19 protein-coding genes are annotated in these 23,013 nt (G+C 71.3%); 11 read left to right on the plus strand and 8 right to left on the minus strand.

What is annotated here, in order from left to right:
- Nucleotides 1-225: 225 nt before the first annotated feature.
- Nucleotides 226-2,262 (minus strand): NAD(+) synthase, encoded by a 2,037-nt coding sequence (locus tag ACH41F_RS02200; RefSeq protein WP_391229678.1) that lies wholly within the window; start codon nucleotides 2,260-2,262, stop codon nucleotides 226-228.
- A 145-nt stretch (nucleotides 2,263-2,407) separates the two neighbouring features.
- Between ACH41F_RS02200 and ACH41F_RS02205 the strand changes: the two genes are divergently transcribed.
- Nucleotides 2,408-2,809, plus strand: a complete 402-nt coding sequence (locus ACH41F_RS02205; protein ID WP_391229680.1) for a hypothetical protein — start codon at nucleotides 2,408-2,410, stop codon at nucleotides 2,807-2,809.
- A 102-nt stretch (nucleotides 2,810-2,911) separates the two neighbouring features.
- Here ACH41F_RS02205 and ACH41F_RS02210 read toward each other — a convergent pair whose 3' ends face one another.
- The 3 genes from ACH41F_RS02210 to ACH41F_RS02220 form a co-directional block, all read right to left on the minus strand.
- Nucleotides 2,912-4,852 (minus strand): protease pro-enzyme activation domain-containing protein, encoded by a 1,941-nt coding sequence (locus tag ACH41F_RS02210; RefSeq protein ID WP_391229683.1) that lies wholly within the window; start codon nucleotides 4,850-4,852, stop codon nucleotides 2,912-2,914.
- A gap of 164 nt (nucleotides 4,853-5,016) precedes the next feature.
- A complete protein-coding gene (locus ACH41F_RS02215) occupies nucleotides 5,017-5,658 on the minus strand; it encodes a DUF305 domain-containing protein (RefSeq protein WP_391229685.1) in 642 nt (213 codons plus the stop codon).
- Entirely contained in the window at nucleotides 5,637-6,296 is a 660-nt protein-coding gene (locus tag ACH41F_RS02220) for a DUF3105 domain-containing protein (RefSeq protein ID WP_391229687.1), read from the minus strand. Before ACH41F_RS02220 ends, ACH41F_RS02215 begins: the two co-directional genes overlap by 22 nt.
- A 338-nt stretch (nucleotides 6,297-6,634) precedes the next feature.
- On the opposite strand from ACH41F_RS02220, the gene glnA reads away from it, so the two are divergent.
- Nucleotides 6,635-7,996: a type I glutamate--ammonia ligase gene (gene glnA, locus ACH41F_RS02225; RefSeq protein WP_391229689.1), complete on the plus strand. Its 1,362-nt coding sequence runs from the start codon at nucleotides 6,635-6,637 to the stop codon at nucleotides 7,994-7,996.
- A 67-nt stretch (nucleotides 7,997-8,063) separates the two neighbouring features.
- Here the strand turns inward: glnA and ACH41F_RS02230 are convergent, their stop codons facing one another.
- Complete coding sequence (locus tag ACH41F_RS02230; protein ID WP_391229692.1) at nucleotides 8,064-8,504, minus strand: VOC family protein; 441 nt, start codon at nucleotides 8,502-8,504, stop codon at nucleotides 8,064-8,066.
- Between the two features lie 264 nt (nucleotides 8,505-8,768).
- On the opposite strand from ACH41F_RS02230, the gene ACH41F_RS02235 reads away from it, so the two are divergent.
- A complete protein-coding gene (locus ACH41F_RS02235) occupies nucleotides 8,769-11,759 on the plus strand; it encodes a bifunctional [glutamine synthetase] adenylyltransferase/[glutamine synthetase]-adenylyl-L-tyrosine phosphorylase (RefSeq protein WP_391229694.1) in 2,991 nt (996 codons plus the stop codon).
- Nucleotides 11,760-11,783: 24 nt separating this feature from the next.
- The gene (locus ACH41F_RS02240) at nucleotides 11,784-11,990 is read left to right on the plus strand and encodes a hypothetical protein (protein ID WP_398832266.1); all 207 of its coding nucleotides are present in this window, start codon (nucleotides 11,784-11,786) and stop codon (nucleotides 11,988-11,990) included.
- Between the two features lie 147 nt (nucleotides 11,991-12,137).
- Here the strand turns inward: ACH41F_RS02240 and ACH41F_RS02245 are convergent, their stop codons facing one another.
- A complete protein-coding gene (locus ACH41F_RS02245) occupies nucleotides 12,138-13,157 on the minus strand; it encodes a DMT family transporter (RefSeq protein WP_398832269.1) in 1,020 nt (339 codons plus the stop codon).
- A 71-nt stretch (nucleotides 13,158-13,228) separates the two neighbouring features.
- Here ACH41F_RS02245 and ACH41F_RS02250 point away from each other — a divergent pair, with 71 nt between their 5' ends.
- Together ACH41F_RS02250 and ACH41F_RS02255 are read left to right on the plus strand one after the other, a co-directional pair.
- Nucleotides 13,229-14,158 carry a LysR substrate-binding domain-containing protein gene (locus tag ACH41F_RS02250; protein ID WP_391229699.1) on the plus strand — a complete coding sequence of 310 codons (930 nt, stop codon included), beginning with the start codon at nucleotides 13,229-13,231 and terminating at the stop codon, nucleotides 14,156-14,158.
- 10 nt (nucleotides 14,159-14,168) lie between these two features.
- Nucleotides 14,169-14,516 carry a hypothetical protein gene (locus ACH41F_RS02255; RefSeq protein ID WP_391229701.1) on the plus strand — a complete coding sequence of 116 codons (348 nt, stop codon included), beginning with the start codon at nucleotides 14,169-14,171 and terminating at the stop codon, nucleotides 14,514-14,516.
- Nucleotides 14,517-14,531: 15 nt separating this feature from the next.
- Here ACH41F_RS02255 and ACH41F_RS02260 read toward each other — a convergent pair whose 3' ends face one another.
- Nucleotides 14,532-15,392 carry a phosphatase PAP2 family protein gene (locus ACH41F_RS02260; RefSeq protein ID WP_391229703.1) on the minus strand — a complete coding sequence of 287 codons (861 nt, stop codon included), beginning with the start codon at nucleotides 15,390-15,392 and terminating at the stop codon, nucleotides 14,532-14,534.
- A 132-nt stretch (nucleotides 15,393-15,524) separates the two neighbouring features.
- On the minus strand, nucleotides 15,525-16,559 hold the full coding sequence (locus ACH41F_RS02265) for a substrate-binding domain-containing protein (protein ID WP_391229705.1): 1,035 nt from the start codon (nucleotides 16,557-16,559) through the stop codon (nucleotides 15,525-15,527).
- Nucleotides 16,560-16,975: 416 nt separating this feature from the next.
- Between ACH41F_RS02265 and ACH41F_RS02270 the strand changes: the two genes are divergently transcribed.
- The 5 genes from ACH41F_RS02270 to ACH41F_RS02290 all read left to right on the plus strand — a co-directional run bounded on the left by ACH41F_RS02270 (nucleotide 16,976) and on the right by ACH41F_RS02290 (nucleotide 22,984).
- Nucleotides 16,976-18,247 (plus strand): extracellular solute-binding protein, encoded by a 1,272-nt coding sequence (locus ACH41F_RS02270; protein WP_391229707.1) that lies wholly within the window; start codon nucleotides 16,976-16,978, stop codon nucleotides 18,245-18,247.
- A gap of 100 nt (nucleotides 18,248-18,347) precedes the next feature.
- Nucleotides 18,348-19,352, plus strand: coding sequence for an ABC transporter permease subunit (locus tag ACH41F_RS02275; protein ID WP_391229710.1), 1,005 nt, complete (start codon nucleotides 18,348-18,350; stop codon nucleotides 19,350-19,352).
- A gap of 12 nt (nucleotides 19,353-19,364) precedes the next feature.
- A complete protein-coding gene (locus tag ACH41F_RS02280) occupies nucleotides 19,365-20,270 on the plus strand; it encodes a sugar ABC transporter permease (protein ID WP_398832277.1) in 906 nt (301 codons plus the stop codon).
- A gap of 115 nt (nucleotides 20,271-20,385) precedes the next feature.
- Nucleotides 20,386-22,065: an alpha-amylase family glycosyl hydrolase gene (locus ACH41F_RS02285; protein ID WP_391230577.1), complete on the plus strand. Its 1,680-nt coding sequence runs from the start codon at nucleotides 20,386-20,388 to the stop codon at nucleotides 22,063-22,065.
- Between the two features lie 91 nt (nucleotides 22,066-22,156).
- The gene (locus ACH41F_RS02290; RefSeq protein WP_398832280.1) at nucleotides 22,157-22,984 is read left to right on the plus strand and encodes a tetratricopeptide repeat protein; all 828 of its coding nucleotides are present in this window, start codon (nucleotides 22,157-22,159) and stop codon (nucleotides 22,982-22,984) included.
- Nucleotides 22,985-23,013: the final 29 nt, after the last annotated feature.

A 23,013-nucleotide genomic window follows, 5' to 3' on the forward strand; every position in this document is an offset into this window, starting at 1 on the left:
CGGACTGCCGAGGGCCGCCGACGGAACCTCCGGCAAGGGGCAGGCCCCCGCCCGTCTACCCGAAGGGGAGGCACCCCCGACCGCCGAGGGCCGTCCACAACAGCCCCGGCAGGGGGCAGGCCCCCACAGGCCCCGCCGTCTACCCGAAGGTGGAGCACCTCCGACCGCCGAAGGCCGTCCACGGCGTCCCCGGCAGGGGGCAGGCCCCCGCAGACCCCCACCCGTCTAGTCGAACCGTTCCAGATCCCGGAGCCACGCCGCTGCCGAGCTGTCCGACGGGGCCCGCCAGTCGCCCCGCGGGGACAGGGAGCCGCCCGCCGACACCTTCGGGCCGTTCGGCATCGCCGAGCGCTTGAACTGCGCGAACGCGAAGAAGCGGCGGCAGAACACCTCCAGCCACCGCCGGATCTCCGGCAGGTCGTACGTCACGCGCTTGGCCGCGGGGAAGTTCGGCGGCCAGTCGCCGGACTTCTCGTCGTGCCAGGCGTGCCAGGCCAGGAAGGCGATCTTCGAGGGCCGGAAGCCGTAGCGCAGGACGTGGAAGAGCGTGAAGTCGTGCAGCGCGTACGGGCCGATCTTCGACTCGGTGGACTGCATCTCCTCGCCCGGCACCAGCTCCGGGCTGATCTCGGTGTCGAGGATCGCGGCGAGGATGTCACCGGTCTCCTCGTCGAACTGCTCGCTGCTGATGACCCAGCGGATCAGGTGCTGCATCAGCGTCTTCGGGACGCCCGAGTTGACGTTGTAGTGGCTCATCTGGTCGCCCACGCCGTACGTGGACCAGCCGAGCGCCAGCTCGGAGAGGTCGCCGGTGCCGAGCACGATGCCGCCGCGCTGGTTGGCGAGCCGGAACAGGTAGTCGGTGCGCAGGCCCGCCTGGACGTTCTCGAAGGTGACGTCGTAGACCGGCTCACCGGCGGCGAAGGGGTGGTCCATCTCCTTCAGCATCAGCCGCGCGGTCGGCGTGATGTCCAGCTCGGCCGCGGTGACGCCGAGGGCCCGCATCAGCTTGTGGGCGTTGCCCTTGGTGTGGTCGCTGGTGGCGAAGCCGGGCAGCGTCCAGGCGAGGATGTCGCTGCGCGGGCGCCCCGCCCGGTCCATCGCGCGGGCGGCGACGATCAGGGCGTGGGTGGAGTCCAGGCCGCCGGAGACGCCGATGACCACCTTCGGGCCACCGATCGCCGCGAGCCGCTGCTGGAGCCCGGCGACCTGGATGTTGTAGGCCTCGTAGCAGTCCTGGGCGAGCCGGTCGGCGTCGGCCGGCACGAACGGGAAGCGTTCCAGACGGCGCCTGAGGCCCAGGTCGCCCGCGGGCGGGTCGAGTTCGAACGACACCGTACGGAAGTCACCGGCCCGCGTCCGATGGGTGCGCCGGTTCTCGTCGAACGAGCCCATCCGCATCCGCTCCTGCCGCAGCAGGTCCAGGTCCACGTCGGCCACCGCGTACTCGTCGCCCAGCGGGAACCGCTCGGTCTCGGCCAGCAGCACACCGTTCTCGTAGACCATGGCCTGGCCGTCCCAGGACAGGTCGGTCGTCGACTCGCCGAGTCCGGCCGCCGCGTAGACGTACGCGGCCAGGCAGCGCGAGGACGCCGAGCGGCACAGCAGCTTGCGGTCCTCGGCCCGGCCGACCGTGATGGGGCTGCCGGAGAGGTTGACCAGCACGGTCGCTCCGGCGAGGGCGGCCTCCGCGCTGGGCGGCACCGGCACCCACATGTCCTCGCAGATCTCCGCGTGCAGCACCAGACCGGGGACGTCGGCGGCCTCGAACAGCAGGTCCACACCGAACGGGACGACCGCGCCGCCCAGGCGGATCGACCCGCCGCGTTCGTCGGCGCCGTCGCCGATCTGCCGACGCTCGTAGAACTCGCGGTAGTTGGGCGGGTACGACTTCGGTACGACCCCGAGGACCCGGCCGCGGTGCACGATCACCGCGCAGTTGTAGACCCGGTTGCGGTGGCGCAGCGGGGCGCCGACGACCAGCACCGGGAGCAGGTCGGCCGACCCGGTGACGACGTCCGCGAGCGCGGTCTCGACCTCGTCGAGCAGGGCGTCCTGGAGGAGCAGGTCCTCGATGGAGTAGCCGCACAGCCCCAACTCCGGGAAGACGGCGACCGCGACCCCCTCCTCGGAGCACCGGCGCGCGTGCCGCAGTACCGCTTCGGCGTTGGCGGGCGGGTCCGCGAGGACGGTGTGCCCCGTGCACGCGGCGACGCGTGCGAACCCGTGCTGATAGATGGACCAGAAGTTCGAGGCAGTCACGGGATCAGTGTAATCGTCAGAGCGACGCGATGGGCTGGGGGTGCGCGGGCTCTTACCCGCGCCCCTTACTTCCGCCCTCTACCCTCCCCCTCGATGAGCGCCATGAGCGGCATGAGCGCCACGACCCGGGGGCGGGACGAGCGGCATGAGCGATGACGGTCCGAGCCGTACGGCGGAATGGGGCTGGTTCCTGGCCTGGCTCCTGGTGGGAGCGGGCGCCGGCGTCGGTCTCGCGGCGATCCTGACGGTGGGCGCGGCCTTCGTCGTGCTCGCCGTGCTGGCCGCGGTGGCGCTGCTGCGCACAGGGCCCGCACGCGCTGTCGTGGGCGCCGTCTCGGGGCTGGCCCTGCCCCTGTTCCACCTCGCCTACCTGAACCGGGGCGGCCCGGGCGAGGTGTGCCACGCGCTGCCGGGCGGGCAGAGCTGCACCGAGGAGTACGCGCCGCTGCCGTTCCTCGTCGCCGGGGTTCTCCTGCTGGCCGCGGGGCTCGTGAGCCACCTGATGATCGGCCGCCGGGCGCGTACGGCTCCCGGGGCGCGACGGTAGGCGGGGCATGCGCGAGGGTCCGGTCCCGAAGGTGCTCGCCTTCGGGACCGGGCCCTCACAGACGTACTCGGGACCGGGCCCTCACAGACGTACGTCGTCCGGTCAGTGCTGCTTGAACGACTGGACGTACCCCTTCGCGGGCGTGCCCACGCCGGTGACGTCGTCGTAGCCCTTGACCGCGGACAGCGAGCTGTCCTTGCCGAGGCTGCGGACCGAGGTGGTCAGGCCGTCGGCGGCGTCGAAGCCGTTGGTGTAGTCGACGCGCGCCACCGCGAGTCCGGAGCCCGTCGGGTCGTCCGTGACGTCGTGGTACGCGCGGGACCCGTACTTCGAGTAGATCGACGGGTTGGCGAACCCGAGCGCCTTGCCGCCGCCCGCCTGCTGCGCCAGCGCCTGCACGGCCGCGATCACCGGCGAGGCCAGCGAGGTGCCGCCGATGCGGTACTCGCTGTACTGCTGCGAGCCGTCCGGGAAGGTCTGCGTCTGGCCCACCAGGAAACCGGTGTTCGGGTCGGCGACCGCCGCGATGTCCGGCACGACACGGTTGCCGGCGGCGTTGTTGGCCTTGGCGAGCGCGTCCGGGACGACCTTCTTCTGGTAGAAGGGCTCGGCGACCGTCCTGCTGGTGCCCCCGCCCGCACCCGAGGTGAACGCGCCGGGGAAGCCGGTCCAGCTCTTGCCGTCCGCGGACAGCGTGGCCTTCTCGGTGCCCCAGCCGGTCTCCCACTGGTAGGTGTCGCCCTTGCCGACGGCCAGCGAGGTACCGCCGACCGCCGTCACCCACGCCGAGTTGGCGGGGGTGTCGACCTGCTTCGTCCCGGTGTTGGCGACCTCGTCGCCGTTGTCGCCGGAGGAGAAGTAGAAGCCGATGCCCTCGACCGCGCCGAACTGGAAGACCTGGTCGTAGGCGGCCGCGAGGTCCGGCGTCTGGTTGGCCTCGATGTCGCCCCAGGAGTTGGAGACGATGTCGGCCAGGTGGTCGTCGACGATCTTGCTGAGCGAGTCGAGCAGGTCGTCGTCGTAGCAGGACGCGGCACCCACGTACGTGATGTTCGCGTCCGGCGCGACCGCGTGCACGGCCTCGACGTCGAGGGTCTCCTCGCCGTACCAGCCGGCCGCCCCGCACTCCTCGGTCTTGGTGTAGTTCTTCGGCAGGACCTGCTTCAGCTGGCCCGTCCGGTAGGCGGCGTCGCCGTTCTTCTTCGCGTAGGTGGCCGCGTCGAAGGCGATCGTCGGGGAGGCGTACGCGTCGGTGATCGCGACGCGCACCCCCTTGCCGGTGTACGTGCCCGCGCCGTAGGCGGCGCGCAGCTGCTTGCCCGTGTAGCCCTTGATCGCGTACGGGATCTTCGCGCCGTAGGCCTCGGGCAGCGTCTTCGCGATCTTCGAGCCGTAGTACGAGGAGAACGGCCCGGCGTTCTTGAACACGGCGTCCGGCGGCGGCAGTTGGTCCTTGCTGCTGGCCTTGTGCGGCGCGTTGTCCAGGCCGGTGACGGTCAGGACGGCACCGTTCAGGCTCTCCGGCGCGGAGGCCGCCTTCGCGGGCGCGCGGTAAGTCTTCGAGCCCTTGGCGTAGTTGTGCAGCTGGGTGCCGAACGCCTTCTCGGCGGCGGCCACGTCACCGGAGACGGCGACGTAGTGGCGCGTGACACCGGTGACCTTCAGACCCGCCGACGTCAGCCAGGACGTCACCGCCGCCACCTGGGCCCTCGTCGCGCCGAAGCGGGCCTGCGCCTGCCGCGCGGTCAGGTGCTTGCCGTAGGACGCCGAGGACGGGTCGGAGACGGCCTTCGCGTACGCGGCGAGGCCGGCCGCGTCCCGCCCTGCGAGGTAGACCCGGGCGGACACCCGGGAGGTGTCCGCCGTGGCGCCCTTGTCGGCCTTGGCCGTGGCCCACGCGGGCCTGGTCCCGGCCAGCGTGTCCCGGGCGGGGCCGTCCGCGGCGTGCGCCGCGGGTATGCCGAGCGCGAGCGCGCCGACGATCATGGGCAGTGTCGCTGCCATGCTCACACCGGCGCGCGTCGCGGCGCGGTTGGATCTCATGGAACCCCCTGGGTGCGGTTCATCTCGAGTGGATCACTCGACGGTGGTCACTCTGTCGACGAACCGTTCATGTCAGGGGAATACGAGCCCCAAGAGGAGCCCAATTAACCTAATGACCACGCCATTTGAGGGTTGAGACGCGCCTTTGACCGAGGGTTAACCCTCTATGGACGGGCCTTCGCGCCCCGCTCCTCGAGCATGTCGGCCATCAACTGGATCTCCGACTCCTGGCCGTTGACCATGCCCTGCGCGATCTGCTTCTCCACCGTCACCGAGCAGCGTTCGACACAGGCCTCGGCCATGTGGATACCGCCCTTGTGATGGTCGGTCATCAACTGGAGATAGAAGACCTCGGCCTGCTTGCCGCTGAGCTTGCGCAACTTCGCCATCTCGGTGTTGGTGGCCATGCCCGGCATCAGCGCGCCGTCCTCGCCAGAGGCCATGCCGCCCATGCCCATCCACGTCATCGGCGGGTCCGAGGACACCTTCGGCAGCTCCCACAGGTCCAGCCAACCCAGCAGCATGCCGCGCTGGTTGGCCTGGGTCTGCGCGATGTCGTACGCGAGCAGCCGCACGTCCTCGTTCTGCGTGCGGTCGCGGACGATGAACGACATCTCCACCGCCTGCTGGTGGTGCACCGCCATGTCCCGTGCGAACCCGGCGTCCGCGGAGTCCGCGGCCGGGGTGTCGCCGGAGCCGCCGTCCTGGGCGACGGCACAGGTGATCCCGCCGGCCGCGACGAGTACCGCCGCCGCGGCCGAGGCAATCCAGCCGGCCTTCCTCACTACGACAGACCGCCCGTGCACGCCGCACCCTTCTCCGGTGTCTGCTCGCCCTGGACGAACTTCTCGAAGAACTTCGCCACGTTCGGGTCGTCGGCGCTCGTCACCGTCCGCTGGTGGCCCCACGCCGTCAGCATGATCGGGGCCGCCTGCTTCTCGTACGGGCTCATCAGCGTGTACGGCGTCTTCTTCACCTTCGCCGCCAGCGCGTCCACGTCGGCCTTCTTGGCCTTGGAGGTGTACGTCACCCAGACCGAGCCGTGCTCCAGCGAGTGCACGGCGTTCATGTCGTTGAGTTCCTTGGTGTAGACGTCGCCGTTGCAGTTCATCCAGCGGGCGTCGTGGTCACCGCCGGCCGGGGGCGTCATCGGGTACTTCACGGTCTTGGTGACATGGGTCTGGCTGAGCTTCGCCGACCAGGTCTTCACGCCGTCCTTGCCCGTGGTCCAGTGCCCCGGGTTGCTGGAGTCGGCCACCGAGCCGCCGTCGTCGTCCTGCGACTGCACGAGCACGACACCGCCCACGACGAGACCGGTGACGACGACCACGCTCGCCGCGATCGTCAGGAGCCGGTTGCGGCGCTCGCGGGCCTGTTCGGCACGCCGCATCTCCGCTATTCGCACCTTGCGCTCGGCGGAGTTCTTGTTCTTGGCGGAGCCCATGGGAGGTGTCCTTCTGGGTAAGGAGTGCCGATCGGGTCCGCTGATCGTAATGGGGAAGGGGGTGCTCTTAGAAAGGGAGGGCACAGAATGGCCGAAGAGCCGATGATCGCCGCGCGGCAGGTTCCGGCCCGTCCGGCATTACGGATGGGGGCGCGAGCAGGCAAGATGGGCGGCGGAACAGTACACCTGCCGTACGTGGGGCGTTCGCTCAGGGGTCGGCCCGCCGATCATGGTCCGCAACACGGATGAAATGGTGTTGTGGTGGGATGCTCAGGTGTCCGGTCCGTCTCGACGGGACCCGAGACAGGCGGCCTGACCAGCAAGGATGGGGAAGCTAGATGGACAAGCAGCAGGAGTTCGTGCTCCGTACGTTGGAGGAGCGGGACATCCGGTTCGTACGCCTGTGGTTCACGGACGTGCTGGGCTTCCTCAAGTCCGTCGCCGTGGCCCCGGCCGAGCTGGAACAGGCCTTCGACGAGGGCATCGGCTTCGACGGCTCCGCGATCGAGGGCTTCGCCCGGGTCTACGAGTCCGACATGATCGCCAAGCCGGACCCGTCGACCTTCCAGGTCCTGCCCTGGCGCGCGGAGGCCCCCGGCACCGCCCGGATGTTCTGCGACATCCTGATGCCGGACGGCAGCCCGTCCTTCGCGGACCCCCGGTACGTCCTCAAGCGCGCCCTGGCCCGCACCTCCGACCTGGGCTTCACCTTCTACACCCACCCGGAGATCGAGTTCTTCCTGCTGAAGGACCGCCCGCTGGACGGCTCGCGCCCCACCCCGGCCGACAACTCCGGCTACTTCGACCACACCCCCCAGAACATCGGCATGGACTTCCGCCGCCAGGCGATCACCATGCTGGAGTCCATGGGCATCTCGGTCGAGTTCTCCCACCACGAGGGCGCCCCCGGCCAGCAGGAGATCGACCTGCGCTACGCCGACGCGCTCTCCACGGCCGACAACATCATGACGTTCCGCCTGGTGATGAAGCAGGTGGCGCTGGAGCAGGGCGTCCAGGCGACCTTCATGCCGAAGCCGTTCTCGGAGCACCCCGGCTCGGGCATGCACACCCACCTCTCGCTCTTCGAGGGCGACCGCAACGCGTTCTACGAGTCGGGCTCGGAGTACCAGCTCTCCAAGGTCGGCCGCTCCTTCATCGCGGGCCTGCTCAAGCACGCGGCGGAGATCTCCGCGGTCACCAACCAGTGGGTCAACTCCTACAAGCGCATCTGGGGCGGCACCGAGCGCACCGCCGGCGCCGGCGGCGAGGCCCCCTCGTACATCTGCTGGGGCCACAACAACCGCTCCGCCCTGGTCCGCGTCCCGATGTACAAGCCCGGCAAGACCGGTTCGGCCCGCATCGAGGTCCGCTCCCTCGACTCCGGCGCCAACCCGTACCTCGCCTACGCCCTCCTGCTGGCCGCCGGCCTCAAGGGCGTCGAGGAGGGCTACGAGCTCCCGCCGGGCGCCGAGGACGACGTCTGGGCCCTGTCGAACGCCGAGCGTCGCGCCATGGGCATCGAGCCCCTGCCCCAGAACCTGGGCGAGGCCCTGACCCTGATGGAGCGCAGCGACCTGGTCGCCGAGACGCTGGGCGAGCACGTCTTCGACTTCTTCCTGCGCAACAAGCGCCAGGAGTGGGAGGAGTACCGGTCCGAGGTCACCGCGTTCGAGCTGCGGAAGAACCTGCCGGTGCTGTAGCGCGCGGTACGAAGGGGCCGGCGGTCGTGGACCGCCGGCCCCTTCGGCGTACGGGGGAGTCCGAGGACTACTGGCCCGCCGGCCTGGCCAGCACCTGGTGCAGCGGTTCCGTCAGCCGGCGCTTGTACTCCTGGATCGCCCAGCCGTTGCCGTCCGGGTCCCGGAAGTACATGAACGTGGCGCCGTCGTCGGGGGTGTACTGGACCGGCTCGGACACCTCCAGACCGCGCTCGGTGAGCTCCGCGTGCGCCGCCTTGATGTCGCTCACGCACAGTTGCAGGCCCTGATAGGAGCCGGGGGCCGGGCGGGGGCCGTCCATGGTCTCCCAGATGCTGTCGCCGAGCGCGATCGAACAGCCCGAGCCCGGGGGCGTGAGCTGGACGATCCGCATGCCGGGCATGACCTCCTGGTCGATGTCGACGTGGAAGCCGACCTTGTCCCGGTAGAAGTCCCGGGCCCGGTCGATGTCGCTCACGGGCAGCGGAATCACTTCGAGCGTGAAGTCCATCGCTAGTCCTCCTGGAATCGCCAACGGGTCTGGCTGAACGGCTCCCCTTACCGAAGCCGAAAACGGTGCGCGGCGCCACCGAGAACACGAAAGCGCCCCGCCCCGCGGTGTACGGCGGTCCCGCCGGGCCGCTGGACGATCGAGGCTCGCGGTGTCGGCACCGCGCGGTGCGGGCCCGTCACCCCGCTCCCTCCGTCCCGGCGCTTCTCACCCCCTGTCCGGTTAGGCTCGGGCGGGTACGACCTTGATCGGAGGAGGCCGAGGATGACGGCGCCGGGGCGCAGGAGCAGTACCTTCAGCCGGCTGCTGCGGCACGGGTTCACCGATCCCTCGGCGGCCGAGCGGCTGCTGGAGAGCGGCGAGCTGTCCGCCGTACGCAACGACCCGGTGCTGCTGGAGGCCCTCGGGGCCACCGCCGACCCCGATCTCGCGCTGCACGGTCTCGTACGGCTCCTGGAGGCCCAGCCCGACCGCGAGCTGCTGGACACGGTGATAGCGGCCAAGCCCCTGCGGGACCGGCTGCTGGGAGTGCTGGGCGCGTCCTCCGCGCTCGCCGAGCATCTGGCCCGGCACGCGGGCGACTGGCAGGCGCTGGTGATGTACGAGCCGCGCGATCTGCACCCGGGGGTGGAGGAGTTCGAGCGGGGACTGGCCGAGGCCACGGACCCCGTCGCGCTGCGGGTCGCCTACCGGCGCTGTCTGCTGTCCATCGCCGCCCGTGACGTGTGCGGCACCACCGACGTCGCCCAGACCGCCGCCGAGCTCGCCGACCTCGCCACCGCGACCCTGCGCGCCGCCCTCGCCATCGCCCGCGCCGCCGCCCCCGAGGACGCCGCGCTGTGCCGGCTCGCGGTCGTCGCCATGGGCAAGTGCGGTGGCCACGAACTGAACTACGTCTCCGACGTGGACGTCATCTTCGTCGGCGAGGCGGTGGAGGGCGCCGACGAGGGCAAGGCCCTGCGCTCCGCCACCAAGCTGGCCTCGCACATGATGCGGATCTGCTCCGAGACCACCGTGGAGGGCTCGATCTGGCCGGTCGACGCCAACCTCCGCCCCGAGGGCCGCAACGGCCCCCTGGTGCGCACGCTCGCCAGCCACCTCGCCTACTACCAGCGCTGGGCCAAGACCTGGGAGTTCCAGGCCCTGCTCAAGGCCCGCCCGGTCGCCGGGGACATCGACCTCGGCGAGCAGTACGTCGCCGCCCTCGAACCCCTGGTCTGGAAGGCCGCCGAGCGCGAGAACTTCGTCGCCGACGTGCAGAAGATGCGGCGCCGGGTCGTCGAGAACATCCCCGTGGCGGAGGTCGACCGCGAGCTGAAGCTCGGGCCCGGCGGCCTCAGGGACGTCGAATTCGCCGTGCAGCTCCTGCAGTTGGTGCACGGCCGCGCCGACGCCTCGCTGCGCAGCGGCACCACCCTCGACGCGCTCCAGGCGCTCGCCGCCGGCGGCTATGTCGGCCGCGACGACGCCGTCCAGCTCGACGACGCCTACCGGTTCCTGCGCACCATGGAGCACCGCATCCAGCTGTACCGGCTGCGCCGCACCCACCTCGTCCCCGAGGACGAGGCCGACCAGCGCCGCATCGGCCGCTCCCTCGGCCTGCGCACCGACCCGGTCGCCGAGCTGAACCGCGAGTGGAAGCGGCACAGCAGTGTCGTACGACGGCTGCACGAGAAGCTTTTCTACCGGCCGCTGCTCGATGCCGTCGCCCAACTCGCCCCCGGGGAGTCCCGGTTGAGCCCGGAAGCGGCCCGGGAACGGCTCGTCGCCCTCGGGTACGCCGACCCGGCCGCGGCCCTGCGCCACCTGGAAGCCCTCGCCTCCGGCGTCACCCGCAAGGCGGCCATCCAGCGCACCCTCCTGCCCGTCCTGCTCGGCTGGTTCGCCGACTCCGCCGACCCGGACGCCGGTCTGCTCAACTTCCGCAAGGTGTCGGACGCGTTGGGCAAGACACCCTGGTACCTGCGGTTGCTGCGCGACGAGGGCGCCGCCGCCGAGAACCTCGCCCGGGTCCTGTCCGCCGGGCGCCTCGCCCCCGACCTGCTGATGCGCGCGCCGGAAGCGGTGGCGCTGCTCGGCGACAGCGACGGCACCGGCGGCGGGCTCGCCCCGCGTGGCCGGGCCGCCCTCGAACAGGAGATCCTCGCCGCGGTCCGGCGCGCGGACGGCGCCGAGCAAGCGGTCACCGCGGCCCGCGGAGTACGCCGCCGCGAGCTGTTCCGCACCGCGGCCGCGGACATCGTCGGCTCCTACGGCACCGAGACCCGGCCCGTCGAGGCCGACCAGGGCGCCCTGGTGGACCGGGTCGGCGCGGCCGTCTCCGACCTCACCGCGGCCACCCTCGCGGGCACCCTGCGCGCGGTCGTGCGGGACACCTGGGGCGACACCCTGCCGACCCGGTTCGCCGTCATCGGCATGGGCCGCTTCGGCGGCCACGAACTCGGCTACGGCTCCGACGCGGACGTCCTGTTCGTCCACGAGCCCCGCAACGGTGTACCCGAGCGGTCCGCGTCCGAGGCGGCCAACAAGGTCGTCTCCGAGATGCGCCGCCTGCTCCAGATCCCGAGCGCCGACCCGCCGCTGCTGATCGACGCCGACCTGCGCCCGGAGGGCAAGTCCGGGCCGCTGGTCAGGACGTTGAAGTCGTACGAGGCGTACTACCGCCGGTGGTCCCTGGGTTGGGAGTCCCAGGCGCTGCTGCGCGCCGAGGTCGTCGCGGGCGACGAGGATCTGGGCCGCCGCTTCATCGAGCTGATCGATCCGCTGCGGTACCCGGAGCGGGGGCTCGGGGAGGACGCCGTACGGGAGATCCGGCGGCTGAAGGCGCGCATGGAGTCCGAGCGGCTGCCTCGCGGGGCCGACCCCAAGCTGCACACCAAGCTCGGGCCGGGCGGGCTGTCCGACGTCGAATGGGTCGTGCAGCTCATGCAGTTGCGGCACGCGCACGCCGAGCCCGGCCTGCGCACCACCCGGACCCGGGAAGGGCTCGCGGCGGCCCGCGCGGCCGGGCTGGTCTCCGAGGAGGACGCCGAGACCCTCGACGAGGCGTGGGTGCTGGCCACACGCGTGCGCAACGCGGTGATGCTGGTCCGCGGACGAGCCGGGGACACGTTCCCCTCCGACCCACGTGAACTGGCCGCGGTGGGCCGGTACTTGGGGTACGGCCCCGGCCATGTGGGCGACATGCTGGACGACTACCGACGCACCACGCGCAAGGCGCGGGGGGTCGTGGAGACGCTGTTCTACGGGGCGTAGCCCTTCTTCGGGGCCGGCCGGGCGGTGCAGGCCCCTTCGGGCCCGGCACCGCCCGGCCGGCCCGCGCGGCGGGACCCCTTCGGGCCCGCCACCGCAGCACTGGCCCGCGCGGCGCCGGCGGCGGACCCGGCGCGGCCCGGCACCGCAGTGGTCGCCTACGCGGCGCTGGCTGCGGACTCGGCACGGCCCGGCACCACCCGGCTGGCCCTCGCGGCAGTGGCTGCGGACTAGGCACGGCCCGGCGCCGCCGTGGTGGTCCGCCCGCTCTGGCTGCGGACTCGGCACCGCTCCGCGCCGTCGTAGTCGCCTGCACGGCGCTGGTCGCGGACCCGGCGCGTCCGGCACCGCCCGGCTGGCCCGCGCGGCCCTGGCCGCGGACTAGGCACGGCCTGGCGCCGCCGTGGTCGCCTGCACGGCGCTGCCCGCGGACCCGGCACGGCCCGGCGCCGCCGCAGTCGCCCGCGTCGCGCTGGTCGCGGACCCGGCACCGCCCCGCGCCGCCGTGGTCGCCCGCGCCGCGGCCCCCGCACCACCCCGCGCCGCCCTCGGGCGTGTCATCGCGACGCCTGTCAGGACGATCGCCATGCCTGTCAGGACTCGGATGCCGACCTGTTCGCCCAGGACCAGCGCGCCCAGGGCCACGGAGACCACCGGCAGGAGGTAGCCGACCGTTGCCGCCGAAGTGGGGCCCTCGTCGGCGATCAGGCGGTAGTTGAGGTAGAAGGTCACGCCGGTGCCCAGGACGCCCAGGGCGGTGACCGCGAGGAGTGCGGTGAGGTCCGCCTCGACCGGGCCGGCGACCGGCAGGGACAGGGTGGTCCAGCCGGTCGCGACCATCAGCTGGGCGGCGGACATCGCCATCGGGGCCCGCTTGTCGGTGAGCTTGCGGGCCATGTACGCGAACGCCACGGCGTAGCTCGCGGCCGCGCCCAGCAGGGCCAGCGCGCTCCAGCTCAGTAGGCCGGAGCGCTGCCACGGGGCGAAGATCAGCACCGTGCCGGCGAAGCCGAGAAGGAGACCGGCCAGGCGCAGCGGACGCAGTCCGCGGTCGGTGCCCAGCAGGACGCCGATCAGCAGCGACCACAGGGGCGTCGTGGCGTTGAGGACCCCGGCGATGCCCGAGTCCAGGTTCTGCTCACCCACCGCGAACAGGGCGAAGGGGATCGCGTTGCAGAACAGCGCGGCCACGACCAGGTGGCCCCAGGCGGCCCGGGAGCGGGGCAGCCGCTGACCGGCCGCGCGGGCCAGCACCAGCAGGGTCGCGGTGCCCAGCGCGCACCGCACGATGGTGATCTGCGCGGGGGACAGGCCGTGGTCGAGAGCGAGCTTGATCCAGAGGAACCCCGAGCCCCACAGGAGGGCGAGGACGGCCATGCGGAGCGTGGAGGCGGGAGACATGGCTCTACCGTCCGCGACAGAACGCGTGAGGACAAGTGAAGAGTTCTGGATGAGTCGTTAAGCTGTCCTACATGTTGGATGTGCGTCGGATGCAGATGCTGCGGGCCGTGGTGAGCAGCGGGTCGGTGACGGGCGCGGCGACGCTGCTCGGCTACACGCCCTCGGCGGTGAGCCAGCAGATCGCCGCGCTGGAGAAGGAGACCGGCACGGACCTGCTGGAACGGGTCGGGCGAGGGGTGCGCCCCACGGCGGCGGGGCTGCTCCTGACCGAGTACGCGGACACCATCAGCCGCCAGGTCGCCGAGGCGGAGACGGCACTGGCGGATCTGCTGGCGGGACGCACGGGCCGGCTGTCGGTGCGGTACTTCGCCACGGCGGGCGCCTCACTGGTCGCCCCGGCGGTGGCCCGGCTGCGGAGGGAACACCCCGGCGTGCAGATCGAGTTGAAGCTGATCGACCCCGACGACCCGCTGCCGGACGTCCGGGAGGGCCGGGCGGATCTGGCGCTGGTGGTGGGGCCGCGGACCGCGGCTCCCGACGGCGTGCGCCTGCTGCACCTGCTCGACGACCCGTACCTCGCGGTGCTGCCCGAGGGGCACCGCCTCGCGGACGCCGCCGTGCTGGAGATGTCCGACCTCGCCGAGGAGGCCTGGGTCGGCAGCGAGTGGCCCGGCCCCTGCCTGGACGCCCAGCTCGGCGCCTGCGAGGCGGCCGGCTTCCGCCCTCGGTTCGTGGTCGACAGCGAGGACTACGTCACCGCGCAGGGCTTCGTCGCGGCCGGGCTGGGCGTGAGCATGATCCCCAGACTGGGGCTCGGTGTAGGCCTCCGGCCGGGTGTGGTCGTACGGCAGCTGCGGGGCCCGCGGCCGACGCGCTCGATCCACGCGGCCGTACGGGAGACGGCACCGCCGCAGCCGGCGCTGCGGGCGTTCATCGCGGCCATGCGGGAGGCGGCCGGAGCGGAGCCGGTCGGCCCCTCCGGGCGGCAGGACGGCCGGTAGGCTCCCGTCCATGGGTGCGTTACTGCCGTTCCTGTTCCTGCTCGGCGGCCTCGCCGTGGTCCTGGGCCTGCTCACCTGGCTGGCCGCGCGCATCCGCCGCCGAGGGCTGGCGGGCGGGGCGATGAGCGCGGCCCTGGCCTCCTACGAGGAGGCGTTCCGCGTCACCGCGCACGCGTCGCACGTGGAGATCCGCGCGCAGGCGGAGCGCAAGGCGCCGCTGCTGTCCCCGGACGACCACTGGCAGCGCGACGACCCCGGTGCCGCCGCGACGGGACCCCGGCGGCCGGTGCGGTCGGGGCCGCGGCGGGCCCGACGCGGGCTCGGGCGCTGGGTGGGACGCCTGCGGTCCGGGCGCTGAACGACGAGCGCAGAGCTAGGAGCGGGAGACCGTCCGCGAGGCCGGCACGCGTCCCGTCGGTACCAGCCGCGGCAGGGAGTACGGCAGGGCCCCGTACCAGAGGCGGGCCACCGCGAAGCCGAAGGCGAGGCAGAGGACGCCGCCGACCGCGTCGAGCCAGAAGTGGTTGGCGGTGGCGACGATGACGACCAGGGTGGCCGCCGGGTACAGCAGGCCCAGGACCTTCACCCACGGCACCGACGCCAACGCGAAGATCGTCAGACCGCACCACAGGGACCAGCCGATGTGCATGGACGGCATCGCGGCGTACTGGTTCGACATGTTCTTCAGGTCGCCGGACGCCATCGAACCCCACGTCTGGTGCACCACGACCGTGTCGACGAAGTCGCCGCCGTTCATCAGCCGGGGCGGGGCCAGCGGGTACAGGTAGTAACCGACCAGGGCCACGCCGGTCGTCGCGAACAGCACCGTGCGCGTCGCCGCGTAACGGCCCGGGTGACTGCGGAAGAGCCACACCAGGACACCCAGCGTCACCACGAAGTGCAGTGTCGCGTAGTAGTAGTTCATGCCCACGATCAGCCAAGTCACCGAGTTCACGGCGTGGTTGACCGACTCCTCGACCGCGATCCCCAGGTCGTGCTCGACCCGCCAGATCCAGTCGGCGTTGCGCAGCGCCTCGGCCCGCTGCTCCGGGACCGCGTTGCGGATCAGTGAGTACGTCCAGTAACTCACCGCGATCAGCAGGATCTCGAACCAGAGGCGGGGGCGGCGCGGGGTGCGCAGCCGGTGCCGGAAACCCGGCCTCGTGTCGGCCGCGACAGGCTGGGACACGGCCTCTTCGCGGCCTTCCAGTGTCGTCACGGTCGAATCACCCATGGACACAGAGTCTGCCAGAAAAGCCCTTGCCCCCAGATCATCCCCCGGTCGGGTCCAGGACGCATGTCCTACGGCGAGACGAGGCCTCGAGCTCATCCCTGCGCATGCCCCGGGAGGCCCGGTTCCTCCGCCCTAAGGACGATTCCGGTCCCCAGGGGCCGAAGCGGTCGAACCGCGCACCACCAGCTCCGGCATGAACACGAACTCGCTGTGCGGCGCGGGCGTTCCGCCGATCTCCTCGAGCAGCGTGCGCACCGCGGCCTGTCCCATCGCGGGCACCGGCTTGCGGACCGTGGTGAGCGGCGGGTCGGTGAAGGCGATCAGCGGGGAGTCGTCGAAGCCGACCACCGAGATGTCCTTCGGTACCTCCAGGCCGAGCTGCCGGGCGGTCCGTATCGCCCCCAGCGCCATCATGTCGCTCGCGCAGACCACCGCCGTGCAGTCGCGGGCGATCAGCGCCGCGGCGGCGGCCTGGCCGCCCTCCAGGGTGTAGAGCGAGTGCTGGACCAGTTCCGTCTCGATCGTCTGCGCGGGCAGCCCCAGCTGGTCCTGCATCGCGCGCACGAAGCCCTCGATCTTGCGCTGCACGGGCACGAACCGCTTCGGCCCCAGCGCCAGGCCGATCCTGGTGTGCCCGAGCGAGGCCAGGTGCGTCACCGCCAGCGTCATCGCCGCCCGGTCGTCGGGGGAGATGAACGGCGCCTGCACCTTCGGCGAGAAACCGTCCACGAGCACGAACGGCACGCCCTGGCCGCGCAGCTGCTCGTAGCGCTGCATGTCGGCGGAGGTGTCCGCGTGCAGTCCGGAGACGAAGATGATGCCGGCCACGCCCCGGTCGACGAGCATCTCGGTGAGTTCGTCCTCGGTGGAGCCGCCCGGGGTCTGGGTGGCGAGGACCGGGGTGTAGCCCTGCCGCGTCAGCGCCTGCCCGATGACCTGGGCCAGCGCCGGGAATATGGGGTTCTCCAGCTCCGGGGTTATCAGGCCCACCAGGCCCTCGCTGCGCTGGCGCAGCCGCACGGGACGCTCGTAGCCGAGCACGTCCAGTGCGGCCAGCACGGACTGGCGGGTGGTGGCGGCGACCCCCGGCTTGCCGTTGAGGACCCGGCTGACGGTCGCTTCGCTCACCCCCGCTTGCGCGGCGATGTCCGCAAGCCGTGTGGTCACAGGGGTGGACTGTACCGGCCGGGTCTGCCCTTGCCCACCAATGGGGCGCCGCGGCCGACCTGTTGGCCGTGTGGCTCCGGGTTGCTGCGTCATCGCGCTCCCTCATGAAAGTGATGGCAAGAGCTTGCAGAGTCTTGCACAACCCGCCGTGTGCCGCCCCACCGTTGGAAACAAGGGTCTCACGGCAGTTGCCCCCAGGTCACGCGCGGATAACTTCGCGGGCGTCTTGCACTTTTTTGCTGCAAGGTCTTTCGCAACGCTTACAGCGCTGTTACGTTCGGCCACGCCCGGCGGCGGCAACGGCGCAGTCGGCACGACGGCAGGGAGAGCGGTCGGGACCGCACCCCCTGCACCAGCAGGGACGGCAGACGGGGCCACCCCTGCACCACACGGGCTTTCACCCTCAAGGAGAACTCATGCGGCGTGGCATAGCGGCCACCGCACTGGTGGCGTCCCTCGCCCTCGCGGCGACGGCCTGCAACGGCGACAGCGACAGTGGCGGCGACTCGAGCGGTCCGGTGACCATCACGTGGTGGGACACCTCCAACGCCACCAATGAGGCACCGACGTACAAGGCCCTCATCAAGGACTTCGAGGCCGCCAACAAGGACGTCAAGGTCAAGTACGTCAACGTCCCCTTCGACCAGGCGCAGAACAAGTTCGACACCGCCGCCGGCGCCTCGGGCGCCCCGGACGTGCTGCGCTCCGAGGTCGGCTGGACCCCGGCCTTCGCCAAGAAGGGCTACCTCCTGCCGCTGGACGGCACCGAGGCCCTCGCCGACCAGAGCAAGTTCAAGCCGAACCTGATCGAGCAGGCCAAGTACGAGGGCAAGACCTACGGTGTCCCGCTGGTCACCGACACCCTCGCCCTCGTCTACAACAAGGCCCTCCTGAAGAAGGCCGGCGTCGAGGCCCCCAAGACCTGGGACGACCTGAAGAAGGCCGCCGCCACGATCAAGGACAAGACCGGCGTCGACGGCTACTGGGGCTCCACCCAGGCCTACTACGCCCAGTCCTTCCTCTACGGCGAGGGCACCGACACCGTCGACGCCGACGCCCGGAAGGTCACGGTGAACTCCGCCGCCGCGAAGAAGGCGTACGGCACCTGGCTGAGCCTGTTCTCCGGCAAGGGCCTGCACAAGGCCGACACCACCGCCGACGCCTACGCCCACATCCAGGACGCGTTCGTCAACGGCAAGGTCGCCGCGATCATCCAGGGCCCGTGGGAGATCACCAACTTCTACAAGGGCGCCGCGTTCAAGGACAGGAACAACCTCGGCATCGCCACCGTGCCGGCCGGCTCCACCGGCAAGGCGGGCGCCCCGACCGGCGGTCACAACCTGTCCGTCTACGCCGGCTCCGACGAGGCCCACCAGAAGGCCGCGCTGAAGTTCGTCAACTTCATGACCTCCGCGAAGTCCCAGTCGGCCATCGCGCTGAAGAACTCCACGCTGCCCACCCGTGACGACGCCTACACCACCGAGGTCAAGGCCGACCCGGGCATCGCCGGTTACGGCACGGTCCTGTCCGCCGCCCAGCCGCGCCCGGCGCTGCCGGAGTACAGCTCCCTGTGGGGCCCGCTGGACACCGAGCTGCCCAAGATCGCCGGTGGCAAGGAGTCCCTGGACAAGGGGCTGAGCAACGCCGAGACCGCGATCGCCAAGCTGGTCCCGGACTTCAGCAAGTAAGCCCCGAGCGGCCGCCGGATCCCCGGACCACGGGGGAGGGATCCGGCGGCCATCGGCCTGTGAGCCGTACACCCCTTGAACTCCCAGAAGGTGTCGAACCATGACAGTCGCCATCGACCGCGCGACCGGCAAGCGCCGCGGTGACCGCGGGCCGGGCCCCGGGCTGGGCCAGCGCCTGAAGAACCGCTACCACAAGCACTGGTACGCGTACGCGATGATCGCCCCCGTGGTGGTCGTGCTCGGCGTCCTCGTGCTCTACCCGCTGGTGTACGGCCTCTACCTCACGCTCACCGACGCCAACAGCCTGAACACGGCGCGGACCATCGGCGTCAACCACATCGACGCCACCTACAAGTTCATCGGCCTGGACAACTACGCCGACATCCTGTGGGGCGACACCGCCTACGACCGCTTCTGGTCGCACTTCATCTGGACGATCGTGTGGACGGCCGCCTGTGTGGCCCTGCACTACGGCATCGGACTCGCCCTCGCCCTGCTGCTCAACCAGAAGCTGCGCGGCCGCACCCTCTACCGGCTGATCCTGGTCCTGCCGTGGGCCGTGCCGACCTTCGTCACCGTCTTCGGCTGGCGGTTCATGCTCGCCGACGGCGGCGTCATCAACAGCTTCCTGGAGACCCTCCACCTGCCCGCCCCGCTGTGGCTGGAGGACACCTTCTGGCAGCGGTTCGCCGCGATCATGGTCAACACCTGGTGCGGTGTGCCGTTCATGATGGTCTCGCTGCTCGGCGGGCTCCAGTCCATCGACGCCTCGCTGTACGAGGCCGCCGAGATGGACGGCGCCAGCGCCTGGCAGCGGTTCCGCTACGTCACCCTGCCGGGGCTCAGGTCCGTCAGCTCCACCGTGGTCCTGCTCGGCATCATCTGGACCTTCAACCAGTTCGCCATCATCTTCCTGCTGTTCGGCGACACCGCCCCCGACGCCCAGATCCTGGTCACCTGGGCGTACTACCTCGGCTTCGGACAGCAGCCGCGTGACTTCGCCCAGTCGGCCGCCTACGGCATTCTGCTGCTGGCCATCCTGATCGTCTTCACCTCCTTCTACCGCCGCTGGCTGAACCGCAACGACCAGCAGCTCGCGATCTGAGGCAGGAGCCCCATGAGTACGACCACAGTCGAGACCTCCGCCGCGGTGTCCAAGGCCGGCCCCGCACCGGCCCCCGGCCGGATCCGCCGCGGTGAGCAGAGCCGCGCCGGCTCCCTCGTCTCGCACGGCATCCTGATCGTCGCGAGCCTCGTCGCGCTCTTCCCGATCGTCTGGCTGGTCTTCCTGTCCCTCGGCCCGGACAAGGACGACTACCTCCACCCGGGCGGCATCTGGAAGAAGATGACGTTCGAGAACTACGCGTTCGTCCTCCAGCACACCGAGTTCTTCAGCTGGCTCAAGAGCTCGCTGATCGTCTCGCTGGGCACCACGGTGATCGGTGTGCTGCTGGCCGCGACCACCGGGTACGCCGTGTCCCGGATGCGCTTTCCGGGCTACCGCAAGTTCATGTGGGTGCTCCTGGTCACCCAGATGTTCCCGGTGGCCGTCCTCATGGTGCCGATGTACCAGATGCTCTCGGACCTCCAGCTCATCAACAGCTACCTCGGGCTCGTCCTGGTGTACTGCACCACGGCGGTGCCGTACTGCGCCTGGCTGCTCAAGGGGTACTTCGACACCATCCCGTTCGAGATCGACGAGGCCGGACGCATCGACGGGCTGACGCCCTTCGGGACGTTCGCGCGGCTGATCCTGCCGCTCGCCAAACCCGGACTCGCGGTCGCCGCGTTCTACAGCTTCCTCACCGCCTTCGGCGAGGTCGCGTTCGCCTCGACGTTCATGCTGTCCGACACGAAGTACACGTTCGCCGTCGGCCTCCAGAGCTTCGTGAGCGAGCACGACGCCCAGCGCAACCTGATGGCCGCGACGGCCGTGCTGATCGCGATACCGGTCTCGGCGTTCTTCTACCTCGTGCAGAAGAACCTCGTCACGGGCCTGACCGCGGGCGGTACCAAGGGCTGAGCGCCCTCCCGTTGCCCGGGGCGGCCGTGGTCGCCATCCGACCCCGCTGTGACCACGGTCGCCCCGTCACCCTCCTGCCTTTGACCTGATGAACCCGTCACCCACCAAGGACGCCATGAGCCAGCAGCACTCCGCCCTCGCCCCGGCCCCCCACCCCGCCGAAGCCAAGCGCGGCGACTGGTGGCGGGACGCGGTGATCTACCAGGTGTATCCGCGCAGCTTCGCCGACAGCAACGGCGACGGCATGGGCGACCTGGAAGGCGTACGCTCCCGACTCCCGTACCTGCGCGACCTCGGCGTGGACGCCGTGTGGCTCAGCCCCTTCTACGCCTCCCCGCAGGCCGACGCCGGCTACGACGTCGCCGACTACCGTGCCGTGGACCCGATGTTCGGCAATCTGCTCGACGCCGACGCGCTGATCCGCGACGCGCACGAACTGGGTCTGCGGATCATCGTCGACCTGGTCCCGAACCACTCCTCGGACCAGCACGAGTGGTTCAAGCGGGCGCTGCGCGAGGGCCCCGGCTCGCCCCTGCGGGACCGCTACCACTTCCGCCCCGGCAAGGGCGCCGACGGTGAACTCCCGCCCAACGACTGGGAGTCCATCTTCGGCGGCCCGGCGTGGACGCGGGTGACCGAACCGGACGGCACCCCGGGCGAGTGGTACCTGCACCTCTTCGCCCCGGAGCAGCCGGACCTCAACTGGGAACACCCGGCCGTCGGCGACGAGTTCCGCTCCATCCTGCGCTTCTGGCTGGACATGGGCGTCGACGGGTTCCGCATCGACGTGGCCCACGGCATGGTGAAGGCCGAGGGCCTGCCCGACATCGGCGGCGCCGGCGATCAGCTCAAACTGCTGGGCAACGATGTCATGCCGTTCTTCGACCAGGACGGCGTGCACGAGATCTACCGCGAGTGGCGCCTCATCCTCGACGAGTACCCCGGCGAGCGCATCTTCGTCGCCGAGGCCTGGACCCCGACGGTCGAGCGCACCGCGAACTACGTCCGCCCCGACGAACTGCACCAGGCCTTCAACTTCCAGTACCTGAGCACGGCCTGGGAGGCGGCGGAGCTGCGGCAGGTGATCGACCGCACGCTGGAGGCGATGCGCCCGGTGGGGGCCCCGGCCACGTGGGTCCTGTCCAACCACGACGTCACCCGCCACGCGACCCGCTTCGCCAACCCGCCCGGCCTCGGCACCCAGATCCGGGAGGCCGGCGACCGGGAGCTGGGTCTGCGCCGCGCACGGGCGGCCACGCTCCTGATGCTGGCCCTGCCCGGCTCGGCCTACGTCTACCAGGGCGAGGAGCTGGGTCTGCCGGACGTCGTCGACCTCCCCGACGAGGTCCGCCAGGACCCGGCCTACTTCCGCGGCCAGGGCCAGGACGGCTTCCGCGACGGCTGCCGGGTGCCGATCCCGTGGACCCGCGAGGGCTCCTCGTACGGCTTCGGCTCCGGCGGCAGCTGGCTGCCGCAGCCCGCGAGCTGGGCGGAGCTGAGCGTGGAGGCCCAGACGGGCACCCCGGGCTCGACGCTGGAGCTGTACCGCGCGGCACTGGAGATCCGCCGCACCCGGCCGGACCTCGGCGCCGGTGACGCGGTGGAGTGGCTGCGCGCACCCGAGGGCGTCCTCGCCTTCCGCCGCGGCGAGTTCGTGTGCGTGGCGAACACCAGCGGCGAGTCGGTGGCGACCCCCTCGTACGGCCGCGTCCTGCTGACGAACGGTGAGCTCACGGAGGCCGACGGCGAGACGAAGGTGCCCTCGGACACCACGGTGTGGTGGACCACGGCCTGACCGACCCGCGGCCTGCCAGGGCCCGTCGCCCCGACAGGCGGCGGGCCCTGGCCTGTTGCCGCCGCGCCGCCGTCCCGTACCCTCGCCGACCGTGGAGATCGCACGGATGATCCGGGGCCGCTCACGGGAGTCGGCCGCTGTGGACCGCCTCGTCCGGCTCTGGCAGGACGGCGCGTACGAGGAGCTGGAGGCCGGGGCGAGGGAGCTTCAGGCGCAGGCAGGGCGGCTGCGCGGGCGCGAACAGCGCCTCGTGTGGGAGCAGTGCGCCAGGGCCATGGCGACCGGGGCCGCGTGCGCCCTGGGGCGGGGCGCGCGAGTGCTCCCCGAACTGGAGTCCCTCGCCGCGGAGTTGCGGCAGACGCCGGGTACGGCGGCGCAGCAGCTGTCGCTGATGGTGCGCAGCAACCGCATGGTGGTCCTCGCCGAGGCGGGGCGCCACGTCGAGGCCGAGGCGGAAGGCCTGGACATCCTGCGCGGGGTCACCCGGCTCAAGCATCTGGCCCCGGTGTGGGACATCGAGCTGTCCGTGCTGGACAACCTGGTCGCCGTGCTGTGCGTACAGGGCCGCCACGAGGAGGCCGAGGCCATCGCCCGCGGGAACCTGCCCCGGGCCGAGGGCGCCTCCCTCGCCGCACTCCACTGCGGCCTGGTGCGCAGCCTGAGCGGTCAGGGACGGTACGAGGAGGCCCTGGCCGAGGCCCGCCGGTACACCCCGCCCCGGGTACGGGCCCACAGCGGGGGCCTGGATCTGGCCACCGCCGAGGCCCTGCACGGCCTGGGGCGCCGGGACGAGGCGGAGACGGTCGCGCGGCGGGCGGTGAGCGACTGCGAGCGGTTCCTGCACCCGGAGCATCCCCGGATCCCCAGGGCCCGGGCCCTGTTGGCCGAGATCACCGGCGAGGACCCGGAGAGTCGGTGAAAATTCTTGCCGTCGGTTTCAAGCCTCTT

The organism is Streptomyces sp. NPDC020489 (genome assembly GCF_044386545.1).
Taxonomy (GTDB): Bacteria; Actinomycetota; Actinomycetes; order Streptomycetales; family Streptomycetaceae; genus Streptomyces.

What these genes read in the sequence shown, in the direction of transcription:
- ACH41F_RS02230 (WP_391229692.1), bottom strand. Translation starts at nt 8,504, where the DNA reads ATGGACTTCACGCTCGAAGTGATTCCGCTGCCCGTGAGCGACATCGAC.
- ACH41F_RS02275 (WP_391229710.1), top strand. Translation starts at nt 18,348, where the DNA reads ATGACAGTCGCCATCGACCGCGCGACCGGCAAGCGCCGCGGTGACCGC.
- ACH41F_RS02255 (WP_391229701.1), top strand. Translation starts at nt 14,169, where the DNA reads ATGGGTGCGTTACTGCCGTTCCTGTTCCTGCTCGGCGGCCTCGCCGTG.
- ACH41F_RS02260 (WP_391229703.1), bottom strand. Translation starts at nt 15,392, where the DNA reads ATGGGTGATTCGACCGTGACGACACTGGAAGGCCGCGAAGAGGCCGTG.
- ACH41F_RS02210 (WP_391229683.1), bottom strand. Translation starts at nt 4,852, where the DNA reads ATGAGATCCAACCGCGCCGCGACGCGCGCCGGTGTGAGCATGGCAGCG.
- ACH41F_RS02245 (WP_398832269.1), bottom strand. Translation starts at nt 13,157, where the DNA reads ATGTCTCCCGCCTCCACGCTCCGCATGGCCGTCCTCGCCCTCCTGTGG.
- ACH41F_RS02280 (WP_398832277.1), top strand. Translation starts at nt 19,365, where the DNA reads ATGAGTACGACCACAGTCGAGACCTCCGCCGCGGTGTCCAAGGCCGGC.
- ACH41F_RS02205 (WP_391229680.1), top strand. Translation starts at nt 2,408, where the DNA reads ATGAGCGATGACGGTCCGAGCCGTACGGCGGAATGGGGCTGGTTCCTG.
- ACH41F_RS02220 (WP_391229687.1), bottom strand. Translation starts at nt 6,296, where the DNA reads ATGGGCTCCGCCAAGAACAAGAACTCCGCCGAGCGCAAGGTGCGAATA.
- ACH41F_RS02250 (WP_391229699.1), top strand. Translation starts at nt 13,229, where the DNA reads ATGTTGGATGTGCGTCGGATGCAGATGCTGCGGGCCGTGGTGAGCAGC.
- ACH41F_RS02270 (WP_391229707.1), top strand. Translation starts at nt 16,976, where the DNA reads ATGCGGCGTGGCATAGCGGCCACCGCACTGGTGGCGTCCCTCGCCCTC.
- glnA (WP_391229689.1), top strand. Translation starts at nt 6,635, where the DNA reads ATGGACAAGCAGCAGGAGTTCGTGCTCCGTACGTTGGAGGAGCGGGAC.
- ACH41F_RS02285 (WP_391230577.1), top strand. Translation starts at nt 20,386, where the DNA reads ATGAGCCAGCAGCACTCCGCCCTCGCCCCGGCCCCCCACCCCGCCGAA.
- ACH41F_RS02235 (WP_391229694.1), top strand. Translation starts at nt 8,769, where the DNA reads ATGACGGCGCCGGGGCGCAGGAGCAGTACCTTCAGCCGGCTGCTGCGG.